16 protein-coding genes are annotated in these 16,919 nt (G+C 60.8%); 4 read left to right on the top strand and 12 right to left on the bottom strand.

The window, feature by feature from the left end:
- Nucleotides 1-10: 10 nt before the first annotated feature.
- The 11 genes from ACP7D4_RS17345 to flhD all read right to left on the bottom strand — a co-directional run bounded on the left by ACP7D4_RS17345 (nt 11) and on the right by flhD (nt 10,149).
- The gene (locus ACP7D4_RS17345) at nt 11-853 is read right to left on the bottom strand and encodes a CheR family methyltransferase (protein WP_426210357.1); all 843 of its coding nucleotides are present in this window, start codon (nt 851-853) and stop codon (nt 11-13) included.
- Nucleotides 850-2,589, bottom strand: a complete 1,740-nt coding sequence (locus ACP7D4_RS17340; protein ID WP_426210356.1) for a methyl-accepting chemotaxis protein — start codon at nt 2,587-2,589, stop codon at nt 850-852. Before ACP7D4_RS17340 ends, ACP7D4_RS17345 begins: the two co-directional genes overlap by 4 nt.
- 33 nt (nt 2,590-2,622) lie before the next feature.
- Entirely contained in the window at nt 2,623-3,123 is a 501-nt protein-coding gene (locus ACP7D4_RS17335) for a chemotaxis protein CheW (RefSeq protein WP_426107032.1), read from the bottom strand.
- Nucleotides 3,124-3,168: 45 nt separating this feature from the next.
- Entirely contained in the window at nt 3,169-5,331 is a 2,163-nt protein-coding gene (gene cheA, locus ACP7D4_RS17330) for a chemotaxis protein CheA (protein ID WP_426210354.1), read from the bottom strand.
- A gap of 63 nt (nt 5,332-5,394) precedes the next feature.
- Nucleotides 5,395-5,760 carry a response regulator gene (locus ACP7D4_RS17325; RefSeq protein ID WP_426107030.1) on the bottom strand — a complete coding sequence of 122 codons (366 nt, stop codon included), beginning with the start codon at nt 5,758-5,760 and terminating at the stop codon, nt 5,395-5,397.
- 79 nt (nt 5,761-5,839) lie between these two features.
- The gene (locus ACP7D4_RS17320; protein ID WP_426107029.1) at nt 5,840-6,388 is read right to left on the bottom strand and encodes a chemotaxis protein; all 549 of its coding nucleotides are present in this window, start codon (nt 6,386-6,388) and stop codon (nt 5,840-5,842) included.
- 28 nt (nt 6,389-6,416) lie between these two features.
- Nucleotides 6,417-7,379, bottom strand: a complete 963-nt coding sequence (motB, locus tag ACP7D4_RS17315) for a flagellar motor protein MotB (RefSeq protein ID WP_426107028.1) — start codon at nt 7,377-7,379, stop codon at nt 6,417-6,419.
- Nucleotides 7,380-7,432: 53 nt separating this feature from the next.
- Nucleotides 7,433-8,293 (bottom strand): flagellar motor stator protein MotA, encoded by an 861-nt coding sequence (motA, locus tag ACP7D4_RS17310; protein WP_426107027.1) that lies wholly within the window; start codon nt 8,291-8,293, stop codon nt 7,433-7,435.
- 142 nt (nt 8,294-8,435) lie between these two features.
- Complete coding sequence (locus ACP7D4_RS17305; RefSeq protein ID WP_426107026.1) at nt 8,436-9,206, bottom strand: SAM-dependent methyltransferase; 771 nt, start codon at nt 9,204-9,206, stop codon at nt 8,436-8,438.
- 43 nt (nt 9,207-9,249) lie between these two features.
- On the bottom strand, nt 9,250-9,807 hold the full coding sequence (gene flhC, locus ACP7D4_RS17300; RefSeq protein ID WP_426107025.1) for a flagellar transcriptional regulator FlhC: 558 nt from the start codon (nt 9,805-9,807) through the stop codon (nt 9,250-9,252).
- A gap of 24 nt (nt 9,808-9,831) precedes the next feature.
- Entirely contained in the window at nt 9,832-10,149 is a 318-nt protein-coding gene (flhD, locus tag ACP7D4_RS17295) for a flagellar transcriptional regulator FlhD (RefSeq protein ID WP_426107024.1), read from the bottom strand.
- Between the two features lie 546 nt (nt 10,150-10,695).
- On the opposite strand from flhD, the gene kynU reads away from it, so the two are divergent.
- The 4 genes from kynU (at nt 10,696) to ACP7D4_RS17275 (ending at nt 14,701) form a co-directional block, all read left to right on the top strand.
- Entirely contained in the window at nt 10,696-11,940 is a 1,245-nt protein-coding gene (gene kynU / locus ACP7D4_RS17290) for a kynureninase (protein WP_426107023.1), read from the top strand.
- A 9-nt stretch (nt 11,941-11,949) separates the two neighbouring features.
- A complete protein-coding gene (gene kynA / locus ACP7D4_RS17285) occupies nt 11,950-12,801 on the top strand; it encodes a tryptophan 2,3-dioxygenase (RefSeq protein ID WP_426210352.1) in 852 nt (283 codons plus the stop codon).
- A 125-nt stretch (nt 12,802-12,926) separates the two neighbouring features.
- On the top strand, nt 12,927-14,102 hold the full coding sequence (locus tag ACP7D4_RS17280; RefSeq protein WP_426107021.1) for a sterol desaturase family protein: 1,176 nt from the start codon (nt 12,927-12,929) through the stop codon (nt 14,100-14,102).
- Between the two features lie 53 nt (nt 14,103-14,155).
- Nucleotides 14,156-14,701 carry an RBBP9/YdeN family alpha/beta hydrolase gene (locus ACP7D4_RS17275; protein ID WP_426210350.1) on the top strand — a complete coding sequence of 182 codons (546 nt, stop codon included), beginning with the start codon at nt 14,156-14,158 and terminating at the stop codon, nt 14,699-14,701.
- Between the two features lie 246 nt (nt 14,702-14,947).
- Here the strand turns inward: ACP7D4_RS17275 and htpG are convergent, their stop codons facing one another.
- Nucleotides 14,948-16,870: a molecular chaperone HtpG gene (gene htpG / locus ACP7D4_RS17270; protein ID WP_426210348.1), complete on the bottom strand. Its 1,923-nt coding sequence runs from the start codon at nt 16,868-16,870 to the stop codon at nt 14,948-14,950.
- Nucleotides 16,871-16,919: the final 49 nt, after the last annotated feature.

Below are 16,919 nucleotides of genomic sequence, written 5' to 3'. Positions count from 1 at the left end.
TGCGCGCTGCTCATTTCGCCGCACGGCGTTCATCGAGTTCATAGACAGTCTTGCCGCGCAGTTTGAGCGACTCGGACACGTACAAAAAATTCTCGGAGTGGCCGGCGAACAGCAAGCCGTTCGGTTTCATCAGCGGCACAAAGCGCGCCAGGATCTTGCGCTGGGTGGCTTTGTCAAAATAAATCATCACGTTGCGGCAAAAGATGACGTCGAACTGGCCCGAGAGCGGCCACTTGTCCGACAGCAGATTGAGCTGCTTGAAGCTGATCAGCTGGCGCAGTTCCGAGCGCACCCGCACCATGCCTTCCTGCTCCCCTTTGCCGCGCTGGAAAAAACGCTTGGCGCGCTCGCCTGCCATCTTGTCGATGCGGTCGATCCCGTACACGCCGTTCGCGCCCGTCGCCAGCACGTTGGTGTCGATGTCGGTGGCGATGATCTGGACAGGCGGCGTGAGCGTATTGAACGCCTCGCAGGCGGTCATCGCGATCGAATATGGTTCCTCCCCGGTGGAGGCGGCCGAGCACCAGATCGTGATGGGCTGCTCGCGCAGCTTGAGCAAGTGTTCGGCCAGCAGTGGAAAGTGGTGCGCCTCGCGAAAGAACGAGGTCAGGTTGGTCGTCAAGGCATTGGTGAACGACTCCCACTCCTCGCCCAGGCGGCCCGCTTCCAGGTCGTCGAGGTAGCGGCCAAACGAGACAATGCCGGTGGCGCGCAGGCGCCGCGCCAGGCGGCTGTACACCATTTCCTGCTTGCTGTCGGCCAGCGAGATGCCAGCGCGCTGGTAAATGAGCGTGCGCACACGCTCGAAATCAGCGCGCGTAAAATTGAATTCTTTGACCGTATCCGACTTCAAAATTCTTCCCAATCCTCAGTGGTGGCAGCGGCGATTTTTTTGGGCTTGGCGGCCGGCGGGGGCACATGCGCCTTCACGGCGGGACGCGCGCGCGGGGCCGCAGTTCCGGTCTCAATCGCAGTCCCAGTCGCAGTCGCAGTCGCACTGACCCTGCGCGGTGCGCGCGCGCCAGCCGGCGCCGTCTGGCTGTCGCCACCGAGCTTGAAGATGCCAACCGCCGCGGCCAGTTGTTGCGCCTGCTCCTGCATGCTCTCGGCCGCCGCTGCCGCTTGTTCGACCAGCGCCGCATTTTGCTGCGTCATTTCGTCCATCTGGGTGATCGCCTGGTTCACTTCTTCGATGCCGTTGCTCTGCTCCTGGGTGGCGGCGGTGATTTCACCCATGATGTCGGCCACCTGCTTGATCGAGGTGACGATCAATTCCATGGTCTGGCCGGCCTGGTCGACCAGTTTGCTGCCGGCGTCGACCTTGTCGACCGAGTCGCCGATCAGCGACTTGATTTCCTTGGCCGCTCCGGCCGAGCGCTGGGCCAGGTTGCGCACTTCAGCGGCCACCACCGCAAAACCGCGCCCTTGTTCGCCCGCGCGCGCCGCTTCGACCGCCGCGTTCAGCGCCAGGATGTTGGTCTGGAAGGCGATGCCGTCGATGACGCCGATGATGTCGACGATCTTGCGCGAGCTGTCCTTGATCGAGCCCATGGTGTCGACCACTTGCGCCACCACCGAGCCGCCCGTCAGCGCGACCGACGACGCCGACACCGCCAATTGGTTGGCCTGGCGCGCATTGTCGGCGTTTTGCTTGACGGTGCTGGTCAGCTCTTCCATCGAACTGGCGGTTTCTTCCAGCGAGCTCGCCTGCGACTCGGTGCGCGCGGACAGATCGGCGTTGCCGGCCGCGATTTGTTGCGAGGCGACGGTGATGGTCTCGGTCCCGGAGCGGACCTCGCCCACGGTGCGCGACAAGCTGTCGATCATGTCATGCAGTGCCTGCAGCAGTTCGCTCGTTTCATCCTGGCCTTCGACCTTCACGCGCGCGGTCAGTTCGCCAGCGGCGACCTTTTTGGCGATCGACACGGCGCCATGCAGGGGCGCCACAATGCTGCGCGTGATGAACAGCGCCAGCAGCGCGCCCAGCGCCAGCGTGGCCGCGCCGATCACGTACAGCATGGTTTTCAATCGGGTGTCGTCGCCAACCGACTTGTCGAGCATGACCTTGGCGGCGGCCTGCTGCATCTCGACTAACTTGTTGAGTAGCGTGAGCGTCTGGCCGTTGAGCGGGTCGATGCGCGCCGCGATCACCTTGGCCGCGCCTTCGCTGTTAAAGGCGAGCACCTGGCCGATGACCTCCTTGAAAGCTGCTTCCAGTTCCTTGTCGGCGGCGGCGATGTCGGCGATGATTTTTTTCTCGCCCTCGTCCAGGTTCGAACCTTGCAGCCGGGCGCGCGCGTCGTCATAGCGCTTGCTCTGCGCCTTGACCTTTTCCTGCTCTTTTTGCATCAAGGGGACATCGGACTGCAGGCCGATGTTGCGCATTGCGATACCCGTCTCGAGCATCGCGCTTTTCATGGTTGCGACCTGCACGCTTTTGGCATTGGCCGCCGCAAGCCCATCCATCAGCGCGGCCTTGTTGCCGGCGTTAAGGACGTTCGTCAGCACCACCATCGCCACCAAAACCAGCAGGATGCTGCCAAATCCAACAGACAGGCGGGTACCAATCTTAAAGTCGCGCAAATTCATGTCGGTCTCCTCGGGGTGCGGCTTTTTTTAGCTTCAGGCGGCGATTTTGTCGATCAGGCCCATTTCGCCCGAGGACATCAGCTTGTCGATGTCGATCAGGATCAGCATACGCTCATCGACCGTTCCCAGTCCCACCAGGTAGTCTGAATTGAACGCCGTTCCCATTTCCGGCGCCGGCTTGATCTGGTCGGGCGTGAGCGTGGTCACGTCCGAGACGCTGTCAACCACCATGCCCATGATGCGCCCGCCGATATTGAGGATGATGACCACGGTGAACTGGTCATACACGGGCGTGCCGAGCTTGAACTTGATGCGCATGTCGACCACGGGGATGATGATGCCGCGCAGGTTGATCACGCCCTTGATAAATTCGGGCGCATTGGCAATCCTGGTGACGGCTTCATAGCCGCGAATTTCCTGCACCTTCAAGATGTCGATGCCGTATTCCTCGGAGCCGAGTGTAAAGGCCAGAAATTCGCTGCCTGCGCCGTCCTTGCCGTCGCTCGGCTTGGACATGGATGAAGAGATGGACATGATGGAATCCTAATGGTGAAAATAATGGTGAAAAGCGCGTGTTCGCTATGAAAAAATGGTGTCGTCGGCCAGCTGGCGCGACGAGCGCATCAGGGCCGACACATCGAGGATCAGCGATACGCCGCCGTCGCCCAGGATGGTGGCGCCGGAAATGCCCGTCACCTTGCGGTAGTTCGATTCGAGATTCTTGACCACGACCTGCTGCTGGCCGACCAGGTCGTCGACGAACAGCCCGGCCTTGCGCCCGTCCGCCTCCAGGATCACGACAATGCCTTCGCACGGATCGGTAAATCGGGGCACGATGTCGAACATCTGGTGCAGCGGGATCAAGGGCAGGTAGTCGCCGCGCACCTTGATCACGCGCCCGCTGCCGGAGATTTCCTTGACGTCTTCCGGGGCCGGCTGCAGCGACTCGACCACGAAGCCAAGCGGCAGGATGTAGACTTCTTCGCCGCAGCGAATCGACATGCCATCCAAAATGGCGAGCGTGAGCGGCAGCGAAATCGAGATCGTGGTGCCGAAACCTTTGGCCGAACGGATATCGACCGCGCCGCCCATGGCGGTGATGTTGCGCTTGACGACATCCATGCCCACGCCGCGTCCCGAGACGTCGGTGACGGCTTCGGCGGTGGAAAAGCCGGGCGCGAAAATGAGCTGCCATACTTCGCTGTCGGTCATGCTCTCGCTTACCGGCAGGCCGCTTTCCAGCGCCTTTTGCAAGATCCGGTCGCGATTCAAGCCGCCGCCGTCGTCCGACACTTCGATGACGATGTTGCCGCCCTGGTGGCCGGCCGACAGGAACAGACGCCCCGCTTCGGTCTTGCCGGCGGCCATGCGCGCTTCCGGCATTTCAATGCCGTGATCGATACTGTTGCGCACCAGGTGGGTGAGCGGATCGACGATGCGCTCGATCAGCCCCTTGTCAAGTTCGGTGGCCGCGCCGTGGGTGATGAAGTCCACCTTCTTGCCCAGCTTGGCGGCCAGGTCGCGCACCATGCGCGGAAAGCGCGAGAACACAAAGTCCATCGGCATCATCCTGATCGACATGACCGCTTCCTGCAGGTCGCGCGTGTTGCGCGTGAGCTGGGAGACGCTGCCGAGCAAGCGCTCGTGGACCATGGGATCGAGGTTTTCGCTGCGCTGCTCGATCATGGCCTGGGTGATTACCAGTTCGCCGATCAAGTTGATCAACTGGTCGACCTTTTCAATCGAGACCCGGATCGAGGACGATTCGGCGGCGGCCTTGTCATCTTTTTTGCCACCTTTTTTCTCAAGCGACTCCGTCACTTCCAGCGCTTCGATGCGCGCGGCCTGCGGCGCGGCCTTGCGCGCCGCCACGGGCGTGTCGGTGATGCCGGCCGCGGCGCGGATCATCTCAATCGGCTGGAAAAAGCCATAGCCGCGCTCTTCGTCGGTCTGGGCCAGGGCCGTCTGCGGCGCCGCTTCGTCGACCGGGTCGAAAAAACCGTAGCCCTGCGCGTTTTCGACCTTGGCGCGCGCCTTGTCTTCAATGGCGCGCTGCTCGCTCGTCAAGGCCGGCGCCTCGAACATTTTCAGGTCATCCGGATCGAGCACGAACGAACAGATCGCCACGATGTCGTCGAGCGACTCGTGGGTGGTCACAACGAGCGCGTAGCGCTCCCCGCCCAGCGGCACCACCGATACGCTGCCCAGCAAACCCAGTTCGGCCGCCAGCGCATCCACGTCGCGCTGCGGCACCACGGGCAGCTCGATGCGAAAGCGCCGCCCGCCCGGGCCGGCCTTGATCTTGGTCTCGGCCCGCGCGAAGGAAGGCGCGCTCGGCGCGGCCAGCGGCGGCGCGTCTTGCGAGAGCTCTTGCAGCATCATGCGCACGTTGGCCACCGCATCCTGGTCCACCGGCGTATGCAGGCGGTGGCCGTCGAGCTGCATCTTGAGGATATCCTTGGCCGCCAAAAAGGCGTCCACGTGTTCGGACGTGAGCGCCATTTCGCCTTTGCGAATGCGGTCGAGCAGCGACTCGAGGATGTGGGTCACCTCGGTCATGTCGTTCAGACCGAACGTGGACGAGCCGCCCTTGACCGAATGGGCCGTGCGGAAAATGGCGTTCAAGTCTTCGGCGTCCGGCGCGGCAATGTCGACAGCCAGTAGCAGGCGCTCCATTTCAGCCAGCAGTTCTTCGGCCTCGTCAAAAAAGACCTGGAAAAACTGGCTTATGTCGATCGTCATGGTGAAGCTCCATCCGTTTCGCGGTACATCATTGCGGTACTCCCAACGCGGGCCTGTGGCCGGTCAGCCGATCACTTTCTTGACCACTTCGATCAAGCGCTGCGGGTCGAACGGCTTGACCAGCCAGCCGTTGGCGCCCGCCGCCCTGCCCTTTTGCTTCATCTCGTCGGAAGACTCGGTGGTGAGCATCAGGATCGGCGTCTTTTCGTACGTCGGCAGGCCGCGCAGCAGTTTGATCAGGGTCAGGCCGTCCATGCGCGGCATGTTCTGGTCGGTCAGCACCAGGTCCACGCTTTGCAGCTTTGCCTTTTCCAGGCCATCCTGGCCGTCGACCGCTTCCACCACCAGGTAGCCGGCCGCCTTCAGGCTGAAGGCCACCATCTGGCGCAATGAACTGGAATCGTCGACTGCGAGTATTGTTTTAGCCATCTTTGCTCCTGCTGTGTAAATCCGGGCACATGCCCTTGTTGTCGTTGAGAGTAGACCGAAGCTGCCAGGTGCCGAGGCGCTAGAACAGTTCGATGTCGCCACTTTCCAAGTGCTGCTGATTGACTGCTTTTCTTAACACGCTGCGCAGCTCGAGCGACTGGATCGCCAGGGCCATGCTCACTTTGCCAAGCAGTTCGACGATTTCTTCGCTGCCGCTCTCGGGCGCCACCACCGCGCCATGCGCGCCCAGCGTACCGAGAAAATCGCGCAGGCCGCCCACGCGCTTGATGGTGCGCTCGATCAGCTGGCTCGTCATGTCCTGGAACTGCATGCTGGTGATTGCCATGTTGACGTGCTCGCCAACCTCGCCCGACATGCCGCCAAGGCGCGCGCTTTCGTCGGCGCTTGGCGTGCCGCCCGCCAGCAGCAGGTCAATCGTGTCCTGGCGCGAACCGACCGCGTTGTGGATCGCCATGAAGCTGCCGGTCAGCTTGTCGATCGCTTCCTCGAGCAGCAGGCCGGTCTGGATCAGGTCCGTCTCGACTTCGGTCAAGTGCCGTCTGCCGTGGTCGGAAACGCCGGTAAGCAGGCGCTTGACATGCGAACCCAAGATCTTTTTTCTTGCCATTCAACTTCTCCAGTGTCCAGACCGCGCATTAATGCGCGGGTGTCTTTGCTGCCGTAATCGGCGGCGCCAGCGTGGCTGCCGCTTCAGGCTTGGAAACCACCTCCGGCTCGGGCACCTCGATCGACGAGGCGCCGTCGCGCATCACCGCTTCTTCGGTCCTCTTGTTCATGACGATGATGCTGATGCGCCGGTTGATCGCATTAAAAGGGTCTTTCGCGTCCAGGTGGGCGGCCGAGGCCAGGCCCACCACGCGCAAGATCTTGGCGTCGCTCATGCCGCCCAACACCAGTTCGCGGCGCGAGGCGTTGGCGCGGTCAGACGACAGTTCCCAGTTGCTGTAGCCGGTGTCGCTCATGTAGGGCGTTGAATCGGTGTGGCCCGACAGGCCGATCCGGTTCGGCACTTCATTGAGCACCATGCCGATCACATGCAAGATCTCGGCCGTGTAAGGCTGCACGCGCGCGCTGGCCAGCGCGAACATCGGACGATTTTGCTCGTCGACGATCTGGATCCGCAAGCCTTCGCTGGTGATGTCGAGCAGCAGCTGCTTCTGGTACTTTTTCAGCAGCGGGTTCGCTTCGATGGTGGCCTCAATCTTGGCCTTGAGCGACTTGAGGCGCTTCGATTCTTCGGCCACCAGCACCGCCTTGGCCGCTTTCAGGTCATAGGTTTTTTTCTCAGGCGCCGTCTCGCCTTTTTTTACCTGGCCGTTCTGGCGCGTCAAGTCCGTGCCGCCGCCCTTGATCACCGACGAACTGTCGCCGCTGCCCGAGCCGCCCGCCATGGCCACCTTGAGCGGGGTGCCGAAGTATTCGGAAATGCCGTTCAGGTCGCCCTTGCTGGTCGAGCCCAGCAGCCACATCAGCAGGAAGAAGGCCATCATGGCGGTCACGAAGTCCGCGTACGCAATTTTCCACGCGCCGCCATGGTGGCCGCCGGCGGTTTTCTTGATGCGTTTGACGATTATCGGTCGCAAGCCGTCATCGGCCATAGGTGCTCCGGCAGGTAAGCATCGTGCGTTTAAAAAGCGGGTGCATCATGCGTTTACTTGGTCTTCGACTTCTTGATGTGCTCTTCCAGTTCCGAAAACGTCGGGCGCTCGGTCGAGTACAGCACCTTGCGGCCAAATTCCACCGCCAGCGCGGGCGCGTAGCCATTCAGGCTGGCCAGCAGCGTCACTTTCACGCACTGGAACATCTTGGTCGATTCTTCCAGCTTCTGTTCGAGCAGGCTGGCCAGCGGGCCCACAAAACCGTAGGCCAGCAAAATACCCAGGAAGGTGCCCACCAGCGCCTTGGCGATCAGGATGCCCAGTTCGGCCGGCGGAATGCCCACCGACTCCATCGTGTGCACCACGCCCATCACGGCCGCCACAATGCCGAATGCCGGCAGGCCGTCACCGAGCTTGGCGATCACGTGGCCCGGTACCGCGCCTTCGTGGTGGTGGGTCTCGATTTCGTTGTCCATCAGGTTTTCAATCTGGAACGCGTCCATGTTCCCGGACACCATCAGGCGCAGATAATCGGTCATGAATTCGACGATGTGATGGTCCGACAGCACGCCCGGATACTTGGAAAACAGCGGGCTTTCTTCGGGCTTGTCGATATCGCCTTCGATCGACATCAAGCCTTCCTTGCGCACCTTGGACAGGACGTCGAACAGCAGCGACATCATCTCCATGTACAAATCCTTGGTATGGCGCGAACCCTTGAACAGCGAGGGGATCGCCTTCATGGTCGCCTTGATCGATTTGCCGTTATTGCCGACAAAAAAAGCGCCCAGCGCGGCGCCGCCGATCATCACCAGTTCGAGCGGCTGGAACAGCGACGCCAGGTGACCGCCGCTGGCGGCAAAGCCGCCAAACACCGAGGCGCACACGATGATGTATCCGATAATGACTAACAAAGCGTGCTGGCTCCCATGGTCGAAAAAGCATGCGTAACGTCAAGGCAAGAACATCACACGCATGCTGCATATTTAATTTACATACGGAACTACAATAGCCTGCAAATGCTTGCCGAGCAAGGGAAAACGCCCTGTTTGTCGCCTAAAAGTGCCAGACATAAAGCGACGGTCCGCGCCCTGTGGGCACAATGTCAAGATCGGGTGCTCTTTCCGTTATCAAGAATTCATAGCTCAGCAAAATCGCGCCGGAACGCATCTCGCGCGCAGCCTTTTTGTAGAGCGCGCTCATGGCCGCCGGCGACAGGTAAGCGAAGACAGCGTCGTAGTGGGCAAAGTTGAGTTGTTCATAATCGCCGCGCAAAAAACGCGCGCCGCTGTTGGCCATTTTTGCGCGCAGGCGGCTCACCAGCCACGGTAATGGCGCAAGTTCAATGCCCTCGCATTGCGCATGCGGGCGGCGCTTCGCAAGCTCGAGCACCAGGCCGCCCAGGCCACTGCCGATGTCGATCACGCGCAGCGGACGCTCAAGCGGCAGCAGGCGCGCGACCTCGTCCCACACGCGCCGGCCGGACGGGTAATACGGGACCTGGGTGCGAAAGGTGGACCAGTACAGGGCGAGCAAAAACAGGAAGCCGGCCAGGAACACGCGTGGCGAAATGGCCAGCAACTGCCCTTGCAGCAGCGCGAGGGGAAACAGCAGTTCGATGGCGAGCCACCAGGGGGCGAGTTTGCGCCACCAGGTGAGCAGGCTGGCGAACACACCCTGGATCAGGGCGACGGCGGCGTAACCGGGGGCCAGGCCGGCGCGCGCAAAAAAGTAGACGCAGACCAGCGTGAGGGGAAATGCGGCGCATTGCAGCACCAGCGCCTGCACGGCGGGGGCGCGCCAGACGCGGCCCAGAGCAAGGCTCACACCCGGCCCTCGAAATGGCGGTGTGACGCGGCCGAACCGCCAATCACGAATTATCAAGCGCCGCCGCAGCGGCAGCGTCCCTGGATTTTTTGGTCTTGCCCGCGCGCGAAGGCATGTGGCACAGCCCGCACAGATAATCCTGGTTCAAGTCCATGCAATTGACCACGAACTTGCCATGGCATTTTTTGCATGGCGCCATGGCCAGCATTTTGCTGTGAAAAAAACGCACCAGCGTCCAGGCGCGCGTGAGCGAGAGCAAGGGCTCTTCGCCCGGCTCCGGCGGCATTTGTTCGAGGTACAGTTTGTAGGCCTTCATCACCGCTTCAATCCCCGTCGCACCGGCATGGTCGACCAGGAACTTGTGAATGTTGATGAACAGCGAAGAATGAATATTTGGCTGCCAGGTCAGGAACCAGTCGGTTGAAAACGGCAGCATGCCCTTGGGCGGCGAGACGCCCTTGAGTTCCTTGTACAGCTTGAGCAAGCGCTCGCGCGACAGCGATACTTCCGTTTCAAGCAGCTGGAGCCGGGCGCCAAGCTGGATCAGTTCGATTGCAAGCTGGATTTCGTGCGCCTCGGTGACAACGCTTTTCTTGCTCATGTCTGCGACTCCAGCAATCCTTGCTTACGCAATCTCTTCGACTGCCTGGCCCGCCATCAGGATGGCGGCGTGCGACTGGGCCAGTACACGGTCTTTGTTGTAATTGGTCAGCATGGAAAGAATAGCACTATCGTCAAAGCGGAAGCGCGCGAGCATCATGTTGCCGCCGGCCAGTTTCAGGATCTGGGCGTTGCTCATACTCTCGATCAGGTCGGCAATGTCGGCGGCGATGCCGAGGCGAAAAATCGCGGTCACCTTATCAGCACGAATCATCTGCTGAGCGAGCATCAGGTAGCTCAGGTTTGCATCACGAATTTCAGCCATCATGTCGTTCGCTGTCATGTCCATCTCCTAATATTGCGTTAACTCGTTGCGTTAGTTCGGCGCCGGTACGTATTGCCGATGAGATACATTCTGACTGTGCGGAAACTATTCAGGAATAGGTCAGCGGCTGTATTTTGCGTCGGAGAATGACGAGGTAGACCCGTAAGAGTTTGTCTTACAAACCCTGCCGGATCATTGTCGCGCCCCTATGGTAACAGGGGGCAATGAGAGGTGATTTACTGTAGAACTTGCTACAACTTGGCGACACTATTTCTGTCGTCTTGTACCGGTAACGTCAAACTTTTTGAAAACTTTAGGCTTTTTTTGAATTTTTTTCCGCAACCCATTTCTGCCTGCCTGACTCCGTAACGGCGTCACTTTCCGGAACTTGAGGATTTTTTCGAAAATACTTTAAATAATTTTCAAGAAAGCCATGCCACGCCAAAACCAGCGCAATATTAGCATAAAAACCACCGAAGTCTTTATCGGCCGCTTCTCAATTCTTGTTAAACTGCTGTCCTCACCTCAAATGATTGAGGCTTAAAGTACTTTCAAGGTGCCCGAATGATCCGTAACGACTGCCTGGCCCTCGACGCCGGGGACGCCCTCGCGCCGCTGCGCGAACTGTTCGCCCTGCCCGAGGGCGTCATCTACCTCGATGGCAACTCGCTGGGCGCCCGGCCCAAAGCCGCTCTCGCCCGCGCGCAGGACGTCATCGCGCGCGAATGGGGCATGGACTTGATCGGCAGCTGGAACACGGCCGGCTGGTTCGACCTGCCCAAACGCCTGGGCGACCGCCTGGCGCCGCTGATTGGCGCGCGCGCCGGCGAAGTGGTAGTCAACGACACCACCTCGCTCAACCTGTTCAAGGCGCTGGCCGCCGCGCTCCGGATGCAGGCCGGCGGCCCCCACGCCGCGCGGCGCGTATTGGTCACCGAGCGCAGCAACTTCCCGACCGATATCTATATGGCGCAGGGCCTGACCAGCTGGCTCGATCGCGGCTACGAGGTCCGGCTGGTCGATTCGGTGGACGAACTATCGGCCGCCATCGACGCCGATACCGCCGTCGTGATGCTCACCCACGTCAACTACCGCACCGGCTACCAGCACGACATGGCCGCCTTGTCGGCGCATGCCCACGCCATGGGCGCGCTGATCGTGTGGGACCTGGCCCATTCCGCCGGCGCGGTGCCGCTCGACTTGCACGCGGACGGCGCTGACCTGGCGGTGGGCTGCACCTACAAGTACTTGAATGGCGGCCCCGGCGCGCCAGCCTTTATCTGGGTGCCGCAGCATCACCAGGCAGCCTTTGCCCAGCCGCTCTCGGGTTGGTGGGGTCACGCCAGTCCGTTTGCGATGTCGCCCCAGTTCGAGCCGGTTGACGGCATCGGGCGCGCGCTGTGCGGCACCCAGCCGATCGTCTCGCTGAGCATGGTCGAATGCGGCCTCGACGTGTTCGAGCGGACCGGCATGCAGGCCATTCGCGCCAAGTCGCTGGCGCTGACCGATCTGTTCATCGCGCTGGTGGAACAGCGCTGCGCCGCCCACCCTTTGGTCCTGGAGTCCCCGCGCGAGCATGCGCGCCGCGGCAGCCAGGTCAGCTTCGCCCACCCGCATGGCTACGCGGTGATGCAGGCACTGATCGCGCGCGGCGTGATTGGCGACTACCGCGAGCCGGCCATCATGCGCTTCGGCTTCACGCCACTGTATACCAGCTTCGCCGATGTCTGGGATGCAGTCGACATCCTCAGCCAGATCCTCGACGCTCAAGATTACGATGTCGCCGCCCGCCGCGGCGCGGTTACCTAAGGAACCGATATGTCCAATGAAGAAGGCAAATGCCCCGCCGGCGCCAGCTGGCACGGCGCCAAGATGGATTTCAGCGAAGCGATGAGCTATGGCGACTACCTGGGGCTCGAACAGATCCTCAATGCCCAGCATCCGCGCTCGCCCAATCACAATGAAATGCTGTTCATCATCCAGCACCAGACCAGCGAGTTGTGGCTCAAGCTGATGCTGCACGAAATGCAGGCCGTGCGCACCAACTTGCGCGCGAACGAACTGGCGCCGGCGTTCAAGATGCTCGCGCGCGTGGCGCGCATCATGGACCAGCTGGTGCATGCATGGGATGTGCTGGCGACGATGACGCCGCCCGAATACACGGCCATTCGCCCGTTCCTGGGCGCTTCGTCGGGCTTTCAGTCGTACCAGTACCGCGAACTCGAATTCATCTTGGGGAACAAGAATGCGTCGCTGCTGTCCGTGCACGACACGGCGCCCGACGCACATGCGATCCTCGCGCGCGAACTGCATGCGCCGTCGGTGTACGACGAAGCGGTGCTGCTGCTCGCGCGCAGCGGCTTTCACATCGCGCCCGAGCGGCTCAATGCCGACTGGACGCTGCCCACCGCGCATGACGACAGCGTCAAGGCGGCGTGGCTGGACGTGTACCAGGACCCTTCCCGGCACTGGGCGCTCTATGAGCTGGCCGAAAAACTGGTCGACCTGGAGACGGCATTCCGGTTCTGGCGCTTCCGACACGTGACGACGGTCGAGCGCATTATCGGCTTTAAAACGGGAACCGGTGGTACCGCGGGGGTGAGCTATTTGCGCAAAATGCTCGATGTGGTGCTGTTTCCCGAACTGTTCTCGCTGCGCACGGCGCTTTAATAGGATCTTTTAGTATCTCCTTCACAACACGGCGGCCATGAAATATTAATCAAAAGAAAATTTGAACGGCTAGATAGGGGTAAAATCTTGTTTTGTTTCCCATCCTGTCCGTGCAAAGAGTCCCCATGAAACGTTTCGTAGAACCGGCCAAGGCCGTCATTGTCACTGTCGGGGGTGCGGTCAATGACGCGTCCGACCTGCTCAAGCAGGACGGCGAACTCAAACGGGGGATGGGGCTGGTCAGCGGCGTGGTCGCCCTCAGCCTGGGCATGTTGTGCCTGATGGGCGTACTGGCGTTTCACTTCCCGCAGTACCTGACCACGCCCGAGCTGCGGCGCAACTACAATCCGGACATCATTCGCCACATCATGTTCGCCGCCCTCGTCATCGCCGGTTCGATCAGCCTGCTCAACGTCCTGTTCCGGCGCCACCGCGGCCTGAACGCGATTGCCCTCCTATTCGTGGTTGCCTGCCTGGCGCTGGGCGGCTCGCACGTGCCGGTGGCGGACTTTCCGGACAATACCCCGTACATCGGCCTGGACTGGTTCATTCTCGACCTGCTCGGCTCCACCGTGATTTTCGCGGCCATTGAAAAGATGTTCCCTCTGTACAAAGGCCAGATGCTGTTTCGCAAGGAATGGCAGACCGACCTGGTCCACTTTGCGGTGAACCACTTCATTGTGGGCCTGGCGCTGCTGACGGTGAATTTTGCGATCCACCGGCTGTTTGGCTGGCTTGCCAACGATAGCGTGCGCGCGGCGGTGCAGTCGCTGCACTTTGTGCCGCAGCTGCTGCTGGCCATTCTCGCGGCCGACTTGGTGCAGTACTGGACGCACCGCTCGTATCACGAGATTCCTTTTTTGTGGCGCTTCCACGCGGTGCACCATTCGGCCAAGACCATGGACTGGCTGGCCGGCTCGCGCCAGCATTTGCTCGAACTGATCGTCACGCGCGTGGGCGTGCTGGGAATTTTGTATGTGCTGGGCTTTGAAAAGCATGTAATGGACATGTATATCGTGGTGGTCGGCTTCCAGGCCGTGTTCAACCACGCCAACGTGCATTTGCCGTGGGGGCCAGTCAAGTACGTCATCGTCACGCCCGATTTTCACCACTGGCACCACTCGTCGGACGATGTCGCGATCGACCGCAATTACGCCGCCCACTTCGCCTTTATCGATCACCTGTTCGGCACCGCGATCAAGGGCCAGACCGGCTTTCCCGAAAAGTACGGCGTGCAGGGCGACTACATGCCCGATGGTTTCCTCAGGCAGTTGATGTTTCCGTTCCGCAAGCAAAAGTAGGCTGGCGAACTTTGGCTTTAGAATGAAGCCAATTACACCAGCCGGGAGACGCAATGGATTGCAACGTGTTGACGCTGGCGGGCCTGTGGAATTCGGGACCGCATCATTGGCAGACGCTGTGGGAACACAAGCATCCGCAGTGGGTGCGCGTGGCGCACCGCGACTGGAATAGTCCCGATTGCCATGAGTGGGTGGCCGAACTGGACGCAGCGATTGCCGCCTGTGACGGGCCGCCGCTGCTGGTGGCGCACAGCCTGGGGACGATGCTGGTGGCACAGTGGGCGCGGTCCGGTTCCGAACTGAAGATCGCGGGGGCGTTCCTGGTGGCGCCCAGCGATGTTGAGGCGCCGTCGTATCCGGTCGAGGCGAACCGCTTTGCGCCGGTGCCGATGGACAGGCTGCCGTTTCCCAGCGTGGTGCTGGCCAGTAGCGATGATCCGTTTCTCCAGATTGAACGGGCGCACTCGTTTGCCCAGGCGTGGGGGAGCAGGTTTGTCGAGATTGGGCCGGCGGGGCATGTGAATGGCGATGCGGGGTATGGGGAGTGGGCGCAGGGCGAAAAGCTGCTGGAAGAGTTTTGTAGGGACTTGGGGAAATAGTCGATCCAGGACCAGTTAGCACTTCTGGCATCGCGAAATCGCATTTGGCCACTCGAAAGCCTTGACAACGGATCGGGCGGTAGGTCGGATTGCGCTTACGCTTATCCGACCTACGCACTACGCTCGTGACGAGCGTTGCCCCTACTGCGAAAGCTACGTGCGCGAGGACGATGAGGGTTTCCGCAAAATGTAGGCGAAAAAAAGCCGTTCAGCTTTCACTGAACGGCTTTTTGCTTGACGCAGTGCTTACTTGGTTGTCGACGCCAGCAGCATCTCATTCAAGCGCTTCACGAACGTGGCCGGATCGCTCAGCGAACCGCCCTCGGCCAGCAGCGCCTGGTCGAACAGGATATGCGCCCAGTCGGCAAACTGCGTGCTCTCGGCGCCTTCATACTTCAGGCGCGTCACCAGCGGGTGATTTGGATTGATCTCCAAAATCGGCTTGGACTCCGGTGCATTCTGACCCGCAGCCTTGAGCATGCGCAGCAGGTTCCCCGACAGCTCGTTTTCGTCCGCCACCAGGCACGCCGGCGAATCGGTCAGGCGGAACGTCACGCGCACGTCCTTGGCCTTCTCGCCCAGCGCCGCCTTCATGCGCTCGACCAGGTCCTTGTACGCGCCTTCGGTTTCCTCGTGCTCCTTTTTCTCGGCTTCGTCTTCCAGGCCGCCCAGATCCAGGCCGCCCTTGGCCACCGACACCAGCTCCTTGCCTTCGAACTCGGTCAGGAACGACAGCATCCATTCGTCCACGCGGTCCGTCATCAACAGCACTTCGACGCCCTTCTTGCGGAAGATCTCGAGGTGCGGGCTGTTCTTGGCCGCCGTATAACTGTCGCCGGCCGCGTAATACACCTTCTCCTGGCCTTCTTTCATGCGCGCGATGTAGTCGGTCAGCGATGTATTCTGCTCGTCGCTTTCGTTGGCCGTGGAAGCAAAACGCAGCAGCTTGGCGATGCGGTCCTTGTTGCCGGCGTCCTCGCCAATGCCTTCTTTGAGGACCTGGCCGAATTCCTTCCAGAACGTGCTGTATTTGTCCTTCTTTTCCTGCTCGTCGGCGTTGGCCAATTCTTCGAGCATGCCCAGCACGCGCTTGGTGGAACCCTCGCGGATCACCTTGACGTCGCGCGACTCCTGCAAGATTTCGCGCGAAACGTTCAGCGGCAGGTCGTTCGAGTCGATCACGCCCTTGATGAAGCGCAGGTAGGCCGGCATCAGTTGCTCGGCGTCGTCCATGATGAAGACGCGCTTGACGTACAGTTTGATGCCGCCGCGCTTGTTGCGGTCCCATAGGTCGAACGGCGCGTGCGCAGGCACGTACAGCAGCTGCGTGTATTCGCTGCGCCCTTCAACGCGGTTGTGCGTGAGCGTCAGCGGGGCCTGGAAGTCGTGCGAGACGTGCTTGTAGAATTCGTCGTACTGCTCGGGCGTGATGTCAGCCTTGTTGCGGGCCCACAGCGCGCTGGCCTGGTTCACCGTTTCGAATTCATCCTTCAGGACCGATTCGTTTTTCTCGGCGTCCCACTCGTCCTTTTGCATCAGGATCGGCAGCGAGATATGGTCGGAATACTTGCGGATGACCGATTTGAGCTTCCAGCCGGAGAGCAGTTCCTCTTCGCCCGCACGCAGGTGCAAAATCACGTCGGTGCCGCGGCCGACCTTCTCGATCGCTTCGACGCTGTAGTCGCCCTCGCCGGCCGACTCCCAGCGCACGCCTTCGGCCGCTTCTACGCCGGCGCGGCGCGTTTCGACCGTGATCTTGTCGGCCACGATAAAGCCGGAATAAAAGCCCACGCCGAACTGGCCGATCAGCGCTGCGTCAGCCTGCTGGTCGCCCGACAGTTTGCCGAAAAACTCCTTGGTGCCGGACTTGGCGATCGTGCCCAGGTGCGAAATGACGTCGTCCCGGCTCATGCCGATGCCATTGTCGGAAATGGTGACGGTTTTGGCTTCCTTGTCGAAGGTGACCTTGATTTTCAGTTCATGGTCGTTTCCGTACAGGGCGTCATTGTTGATCGCCTCGAAGCGCAGCTTGTCGGCCGCGTCGGACGCGTTCGAAATGAGCTCGCGCAGGAAAATCTCCTTGTTCGAGTACAGGGAGTGAATCATCAGTTGCAGCAACTGCTTTACTTCAGCTTGAAATCCAAGGGTTTCTTTTTCGGCGACAGCCATTTTTAGTCCTCGTTTGAGACGGGTTGAACGGATTAACCGGATATGCGGC

It is taken from the genome of Massilia sp. TWP1-3-3, assembly GCF_049897805.1.
Taxonomy (GTDB): Bacteria; Pseudomonadota; Gammaproteobacteria; order Burkholderiales; family Burkholderiaceae_D; genus Telluria_A.
The sequence above is the reverse complement of the archived record's forward strand: the minus strand, read 5'-3'. Positions and strand labels throughout refer to the sequence as shown.

Coding starts and splice junctions, on each gene's coding strand:
- ACP7D4_RS17325 (WP_426107030.1), bottom strand. CDS start 5,760: ATGGCTAAAACAATACTCGCAGTCGACGATTCCAGTTCATTGCGCCAG.
- ACP7D4_RS17275 (WP_426210350.1), top strand. CDS start 14,156: ATGGATTGCAACGTGTTGACGCTGGCGGGCCTGTGGAATTCGGGACCG.
- motB (WP_426107028.1), bottom strand. CDS start 7,379: ATGGCCGATGACGGCTTGCGACCGATAATCGTCAAACGCATCAAGAAA.
- ACP7D4_RS17335 (WP_426107032.1), bottom strand. CDS start 3,123: ATGTCCATCTCTTCATCCATGTCCAAGCCGAGCGACGGCAAGGACGGC.
- kynU (WP_426107023.1), top strand. CDS start 10,696: ATGATCCGTAACGACTGCCTGGCCCTCGACGCCGGGGACGCCCTCGCG.
- flhC (WP_426107025.1), bottom strand. CDS start 9,807: ATGAGCAAGAAAAGCGTTGTCACCGAGGCGCACGAAATCCAGCTTGCA.
- cheA (WP_426210354.1), bottom strand. CDS start 5,331: ATGACGATCGACATAAGCCAGTTTTTCCAGGTCTTTTTTGACGAGGCC.
- ACP7D4_RS17320 (WP_426107029.1), bottom strand. CDS start 6,388: ATGGCAAGAAAAAAGATCTTGGGTTCGCATGTCAAGCGCCTGCTTACC.
- kynA (WP_426210352.1), top strand. CDS start 11,950: ATGTCCAATGAAGAAGGCAAATGCCCCGCCGGCGCCAGCTGGCACGGC.
- flhD (WP_426107024.1), bottom strand. CDS start 10,149: ATGACAGCGAACGACATGATGGCTGAAATTCGTGATGCAAACCTGAGC.
- htpG (WP_426210348.1), bottom strand. CDS start 16,870: ATGGCTGTCGCCGAAAAAGAAACCCTTGGATTTCAAGCTGAAGTAAAG.
- ACP7D4_RS17280 (WP_426107021.1), top strand. CDS start 12,927: ATGAAACGTTTCGTAGAACCGGCCAAGGCCGTCATTGTCACTGTCGGG.
- ACP7D4_RS17340 (WP_426210356.1), bottom strand. CDS start 2,589: ATGAATTTGCGCGACTTTAAGATTGGTACCCGCCTGTCTGTTGGATTT.